Genomic DNA, 6931 nt, shown 5'->3' on the forward strand with positions numbered 1-6931 from the left:
AAAGCCAAGCCTTGCGACGACACAGTCGATGTGGATTTTAGCGGGCACCATCGCGGCCCTCATCGCTCTCGTCGCCGTACGCCGTTACCAGTGGCTTAAAGAATATAAATACACCTGGGCCATCCTCGGCATCCTGCTGCTGTTCTCGCCGATCTTCGTCGGCGTCGAGCGCGGCGGCTCGAAGCTGTGGCTGGTCTTGGGGCCGTTCACCTTCCAGCCGGCCGAGATGGCCAAGATACTGTTCGTCTTTTTCCTGGCCGCCTACCTCGAAGAGAAGCGCGAACTCCTCTCGATCTCGACCCGGCGTGCCTTTAAGGTGTGGCTGCCCGAACTCAAGCACCTGGGCCCGTTGACCGTGATGTGGCTGATGTCGCTCGTCATTTTAGTGCTCGAGCGCGACCTGGGAACTTCGCTGCTGTTCTTCGGCCTCTTCCTAGCGATGCTCTACGTCGCCACCGGGCGACCCATCTATGTCTCCCTCGGCTCGTTTCTTTTCGTCGCGGGCGCGGCCGCCTGCTATTTCGCCTTCTCGCATATCCAAACCAGGGTCGATATCTGGCTCGACCCCTGGATCGATCCATCAGGCAAAGGATACCAGATCATCCAGTCCATCTTCGCCATAGCGAGCGGCGGTCTTGCCGGGACCGGCCTGGGCTTGGGCCACCCAACACTCATTCCCGCGGTGCGAACCGATTTTATCTTCGCGGCCATCGCCGAGGAGCTGGGCTTGCTCGGCGGAATCGCGGTTATCCTTATCTACCTGCTCTTTATATCACGGGGCTTGCGCATCGCGCTCTCGGCAAGCGACGATTTCGGCAGGCTCGTCGCAACGGGGTTGGCAAGCGTCTTTGCCCTGCAAACGTTCACCATCCTCGGCGGCACCATGAAACTGATACCGCTTACCGGTGTAACCCTTCCCTTTATCAGCTACGGCGGCAGCTCGATTTTAATGAATTTTATCCTGCTCGCCCTGTTTTTAGCAGTCTCGGCAAAGCGAGATGGCGCCGGTGAATAAGCGAATCGCCCGGCTCGGAGCCGTCTTTACCGCCTTGTTCCTGCTCCTGGTCGTCAATTTAACCTACATGCAATTCTTCGCCGCCGACGGGATTGTCGCGCGACCCGAAAACATCCGTCCCCTCCTCAACGATAAAAGGATAAAGCGCGGCGATATCATAAGCGCCGACGGGGTAGTGCTCGCGACCACCAAGAAATCCATCGACGGCTACGAGCGCTCCTACCCGAAAGCAGAGACCGCCGCCCCCATAACCGGCTTTTACTCCCACAAATACGGCAGAGCGGGCCTCGAGCTTACCTTTGATGGATACCTTTCAGGGCAGACAAAAGTCTCGTCGATCGATAGCTACATAAAGCACCTCCTCGGCCATGATGTGCCGGGAAACAACGTAACGCTCACCATCGACATTGAGCTGCAACGAATCGCCATGCGCGCACTCGGCTCGAGAAAAGGCGCCATCGTCGCCCTTAATCCTAAAACCGGCGCGATCCTCGCCCTCGCAAGCCAGCCCAGCTACGACCCCAACGAGGTAGGTAGTCACTGGGCGCAGCTGAGCAAAAACTCCGACGGCGTTATGCTCAACCGGGCACTGCAGAGCCGTTTTACGCCCGGCTCCTCCTTCAAGATCATAACCGCAGCCGCCGCGCTTGAAGATAACGTGACCACCGTGGATAAGGTATACGATGCCGACTCGACCGTTAAGATATACGGCGGCAAAGTCACCAATTACGAAGGGAAAAATTACGGCAAGCTCTCCTTTGCCGAGGCCTTCGCCAAATCTGCAAACACGGTATTCGCCCAGATAGGAAAAGAATTGGGCGGTCCCAAGCTTGTCGACATGGCAAAGTCCTTTGGATTCGCCGATAAAGTCCCGTTCGACCTGCCCACGGCGGAGAGCCGCATCCCCGCCGCATCTCAGATGGACGACCTCGAGGTCGCCTGGGCGGCGGTCGGCCAAGGCCGCATCCAGGCAACACCACTCACCATGGCCCTCGCCGGGGCGGCCGTAGCAAACAACGGCACGATCATGAAGCCCTACGTTGTCGAAATTATCCGGGAGTTCGATGGCAATACCGTCTACGAACACCGTCCGAGCACCTGGCAAGCGCCGATGTCCGAGACGACGGCCGAAACGATAAAATCCCTGATGGAAAAGGTCGTGAACGAAGGAACAGGAAAGGCAGCGCATATCGACGGAGTGCGGGTAGCAGGCAAAACAGGCACCGCGGAGGTTGGCCAAAAGAAGCCGCACGCCTGGTTTGTCGGATTTGCGCCAGTGGACAACCCCCAGGTGGCAGTAGCGGTGATCATCGAAAATGGTGGTGTAGGCGGTCGCGTAGCCGCACCTATAGCACGGGAAATTATTTTATCGGCATTAGGCAAACAACGCTAAGTTTGGTAATATGGAAACAATCTGGACCCTGAAACATAATCGACCAAACCAGCACATGCTACTAGTGCCGCGTACATAAGAACGCGGTAAGTTAAAGCAGGAGAATCAGAGCAGGAGACGAAACTAATTAACATGGGAGTCCTAGATCAACCTATGGAGCAACAGATCTTTAACGATAGGTATAAGATTATCGCTAAAATCGGCTCAGGAGGCATGGCCGAAGTATACAAAGCCATGGATACCGTCCTGGACCGCCCGGTAGCGGTTAAAGTACTACACCGGCACTTCGCCGAGGATGAGGATTTTGTCACGCGCTTCAGACGCGAGGCCCAGGCCGCCGCAGGCCTCAACCACCCCAATATCGTCAGCATCTACGATTGGGGCAGCCAAAACGGTACCTACTTCATCGTTATGGAGCTCTTGGAAGGAAAAAGCCTCAAGCAATACATAACCGCAAAGGGCATCATCCCGCCCGCCGAGGCCATGGAGGTCATCAAAAAAGTCCTTTCAGCGATTAACTTCGCCCACAAGCACGACATCATCCACCGCGACATCAAACCGCATAACATCATACTGACCATGGAAGGAGAGGTTAAGGTCACCGATTTCGGCATCGCCCGCGCCGGCGCTTCCACCATGACCCAGACGGGCACCGTTCTCGGCACCGCCCACTACCTCTCCCCCGAGCAAGCCCGCGGCCAGGATGTCGGGGTGACATCGGATATTTACTCCGTCGGCGTCGTCCTTTACGAGATGACCACCGGCAAGGTACCCTTTGACGGCGAAAACCCCGTGGCCATCGCTCTCAAGCACGTCCACGAGATCCCGGTACGCCCCCGCGAACTTAACCCGGATATCCCCAAGGACCTGCAAACCATCATCGCAAAGGCAATGGCGAAAAACCCGGAGAGCCGCTATCAAAGCGGGGCGGAGATGCGAAACGATATCATGCGCAGCATGGAAGGAATGCCGATTGTCGCCCTCGCCCCGGACGAGCAAGAAACCCTGGTAATGGCCCCGCCGAGCAAAACGGCGCGCAACACCCAGGTGAAACGCCCGAGTGCCTACCAAGAACCGCCCAGGCGGCGCAAGAGCCGTGCTCCAATGGTGTTCCTGGTGCTATTCTTAATGATGGGCGTGGCCGGTGCCGGCTGGTATGGCTACACCGCCGGCATTATCCACAAAAAGATAGTAGCCGTTCCCGATATCCAGAATAAATCGCTCGTCGACGCCGAGCGCATCCTGAAAGAGAATAGCTTAAAATTTAAGAAAACCGAAGAGATGTTCAGCAATACCATTGACGCCGGCCTTGTTATCCAGCAAAAACCGGGTCCGGGCGAGAAGAGAGAAGAAGGAAGCATCATCGAGGTCACCGTAAGCAAAGGCCAGGAAATGACGACGATTCCCGATGTAATCGGCGACCGCGAATACAAGGCGACGAGCCGGCTGATAGAGGCGGGACTAAAAGTCGGTGATTCAAGCTACGAAAACAGCGACGAGATCGAGCAGGGCTCGGTGATTAGAACAGAGCCGGCAGCCGGCGAATCCATACCGGCTAGAACCCCCGTTAAGCTCGTGATAAGCAAGGGTGAGGCATCGTCCATCATACCCGATGTATTTGGAAAACCGCTCGCAGAAGCCAAGAGCACCCTTGAGCAGGCGGGCTTTACAGTCACAACCTATGAGATGTTCAGTGAGGATGTCGATAAGGGCAACGTCGTGCGCACCACGCCCGCCGGCGGCAGTGAAGCCAAGAAGGGCGCGACTATCAGCGTCTACGCCAGCAAAGGCGCCGAGCTTCTCACCGTCCCGGAGGTCCGCGGCAAGCTCGAGGACGAGGCGAAAGATCTCCTTGCCGGCAAGGGCTTCACCGTTGATGTTGTCGTTATAGATGGGGTAAGCCCCGCCGACGACAGCAAGGTATTAAGCCAAGACCCGGGCGCCGGCGAGCAACTTAACAAGAAAAACGCCAAAATCACCATAAGCGTCGGAAGAGCGAACCCGTAAACGAAAGCATTCAAAGCACACATCAGGCATTAGTATATAAAGGCCCCTAGCTGGCTAGGCGGCCTTTTTGTTACCTGTAATTCTGCATCTCAAAGCCCCGTATACTCGTCGCAAAAACCTCAAGGACGCTAAAAGTTTGCCGATACATCCATATGTAATCAGGAACAGTGCTCTAGGGCTATTTGCGTAGTTTATATATTTTGAGAGGTAAGTAATGGATTTCGCAACAATCATAGGCATAAGTCTTGCCATTTTTTCGTTGCTCATCTCCGTTGTTATCGAGGGTGGAAGCTTAGGCTCACTTATTAATGTACCGGCTGCAATACTGGTTTTTGGTGGTACATTCGGCGCTACCATGGTCTGCTTCCCCATCTCAGCCATCAAGAAATTCCCCAAGTGGCTCTCTATGGCGCTTAAAGAAAAGAAGACCGATATCCATGAAGTTATAGCTATCATCGTCACCTTGGCCGAAACTGCCAGGCGTGAGGGAATCCTTAAGCTTGAAAATATGGTAGAAGACTTAGAAAACGCGTATCTGAAACAAGGTGTTAACCTGGTTGTCGATGGTACCGATTACGAAGTCGCCAAAGCGATCATGAAAACCGAGCTCGAGCTGATGCAGGAACGGCACCGGCAAGGGGCGAAGTTTTTTGAATCCGCTGGCGGCTATGCCCCGACAATGGGCATTATCGGAACCGTCATGGGCTTGGTTCACGTCCTTGGAAATTTATCGGATGCAGGTAATCTCGGTGGAGCAATTGCAACCGCATTTATCGCAACATTCTACGGTGTATCCTCAGCAAATATCCTCTGGCTACCCATCGCAGCAAAACTCAAATCACGCAGCAATGATGAGACGATCGCAAGAGAGATTATCATGGAGGGCGTGCTCTCCATCCAGGCCGGCGAAAGCCCGCGCATCATCGAGGACAGGCTCAAGTCGTTCCTGTCGCCCGATGAGCGCCAAAAAAGCGTCGGTCACGAAGTTCACGCATAAACCAATAACGTTAGTAAGCAGTTTAAAAATCCGTTAAGGAGTCAAAATGGGAAGATCTCGTCGCCAAGAAGAGGATCACGGCGGCGGCATGGAGCGATGGCTGCTCACATACGCCGACCTTATCACTCTTCTTATGGCATTTTTCATCATAATGTACGCCATGTCGACCGTCGACGCTACGAAATACTCGGCTATGGCGCAATCCCTTAAGCTCGCCCTCGGCCTAGAAGAGAGGAGTCCGGGCTTGATCTCGACTATGATGGCCGGCCAAAAACCGGGCAACGACAAAACGCTCTATCTAAAGGATAAAAACAAGGACAAGGCGACCGCCCAGGCGGTACAAATGCAGCAAAAGATGGACCTGAGGAACCCGGCGGAAGAAAAAGAGTTCGCCGTGATGATAAGCAAGATCAAGTCGTACGCCAAGATGAAGGGAATCGTCGCCAATATCGACGTAAAAGAAGACGGGCGCGGTATCGTGATAAACCTGTCTGATAAAGTCCTCTACGAATCGGGTAAAGCCGATCTTTCACCAACAGCGAAGGCGATGCTCGATGATATTGCCGGTATCTTGTTTACCTCGAGCAAGCATATAAAAGTTGAGGGACATACCGATAATATCCCTATCAATAACGAGCGTTACCCATCAAACTGGCAGCTCTCGACCGATAGGTCGACCAGCGTAATCATGTACTGGCTCTCCAAATACCCGGCGGATGCGGGGCGTCTCTCGGCGGCGGGCTACGGCCCATACCGGCCGGTTGCCTCAAACGCGACACCTTACGGACGCGCTAAGAACAGGCGCGTTGAGATCATCGTGCTTCGCGACCTGATCAGCAAGGGCGAGCCGGCTATGTTCAACGCAACTAACAAGGCAAGCGACTTGGGAGAAAAACTGCCCAAGGCGGCCAAGTAGCCCTCATACCTACCCTGGTCGGGCACTTTAAAGCGCGTTGCGCATAAGCCGATAGTAGTATCGTATGGATATTCTGGGGAGGGATACCGTGAAGAAGAAAGTTGACAACGAGCCCAAGCACACCTCAGGCGCCAAGATTTATTATCTCAACCATGTATCGAGCGCATTCAGACCTCAAGTCTCAAGCGCAGTTACAAACCGAATCCGGGGTGAGTTCAAGCCCGGCGTAAATTCACGCCACATTGCCATTTAAAGAATTTAGCGGTGCAAGCACCTCCTAAATTTTTCAGATTTCAAACTACCGACAACGCGCGAACCTACTTCATAAAACAGCCTCTTTCAGGGGGCTGTTTTGTGTCGTTCTTGTCTTATTAAAACGTGTTTAAATAGTAAAAGCGCCTGTTTTGGAAGGCGCTTTTGAGCGGGCAACGAGACTCGAACTCGCGACCCTCAGCTTGGGAAGCTGATGCTCTACCGACTGAGCTATGCCCGCATCATATCTAGGCCGTCACGATTATGACGGCACATTTATATCAGAATTATAACTGAATTATAACGGAAATCCGCGGTTCTGTTAAGAAGCGGCAAGCGAACGCCGCCAGC

6 protein-coding genes and 1 tRNA gene are annotated in these 6931 nt (G+C 54.1%); 6 read left to right on the forward strand and 1 reads right to left on the reverse strand.

Going from position 1 to position 6931, the window contains the following annotated elements; translation table 11 throughout:
• The 6 genes from ACYC56_RS10215 to ACYC56_RS10240 all read left to right on the forward strand — a co-directional run.
• Positions 1-1015 (forward strand): FtsW/RodA/SpoVE family cell cycle protein (locus ACYC56_RS10215; RefSeq protein ID WP_461374078.1); only part of this gene is annotated, 1015 nt, incomplete at its 5' end.
• Positions 1008-2408, forward strand: a complete 1401-nt coding sequence (locus ACYC56_RS10220; protein WP_461374079.1) for a peptidoglycan D,D-transpeptidase FtsI family protein — start codon at positions 1008-1010, stop codon at positions 2406-2408. The genes ACYC56_RS10215 and ACYC56_RS10220, both read left to right, overlap by 8 nt.
• Before the next feature lie 132 nt (positions 2409-2540).
• Positions 2541-4415, forward strand: a complete 1875-nt coding sequence (gene pknB / locus ACYC56_RS10225) for a Stk1 family PASTA domain-containing Ser/Thr kinase (protein ID WP_461374080.1) — start codon at positions 2541-2543, stop codon at positions 4413-4415.
• Between the two features lie 214 nt (positions 4416-4629).
• The gene (locus tag ACYC56_RS10230; RefSeq protein ID WP_461374081.1) at positions 4630-5412 is read left to right on the forward strand and encodes a flagellar motor protein; all 783 of its coding nucleotides are present in this window, start codon (positions 4630-4632) and stop codon (positions 5410-5412) included.
• Positions 5413-5458: 46 nt separating this feature from the next.
• A complete protein-coding gene (locus ACYC56_RS10235; RefSeq protein WP_461374082.1) occupies positions 5459-6328 on the forward strand; it encodes a flagellar motor protein MotB in 870 nt (289 codons plus the stop codon).
• A gap of 88 nt (positions 6329-6416) precedes the next feature.
• Positions 6417-6581, forward strand: coding sequence for a hypothetical protein (locus tag ACYC56_RS10240; protein WP_461374083.1), 165 nt, complete (start codon positions 6417-6419; stop codon positions 6579-6581).
• A gap of 167 nt (positions 6582-6748) precedes the next feature.
• On the opposite strand, the gene ACYC56_RS10245 is transcribed toward ACYC56_RS10240, so the two are convergent.
• Positions 6749-6821, reverse strand: a tRNA-Gly gene (locus tag ACYC56_RS10245).
• Between the last annotated feature and the right edge of the window lie 110 nt (positions 6822-6931).

The organism is Candidatus Aquicultor sp. (genome assembly GCF_054640775.1).

Coding starts and splice junctions, on each gene's coding strand:
- ACYC56_RS10235 (WP_461374082.1), top strand. CDS start 5,459: ATGGGAAGATCTCGTCGCCAAGAAGAGGATCACGGCGGCGGCATGGAG.
- ACYC56_RS10230 (WP_461374081.1), top strand. CDS start 4,630: ATGGATTTCGCAACAATCATAGGCATAAGTCTTGCCATTTTTTCGTTG.
- pknB (WP_461374080.1), top strand. CDS start 2,541: ATGGGAGTCCTAGATCAACCTATGGAGCAACAGATCTTTAACGATAGG.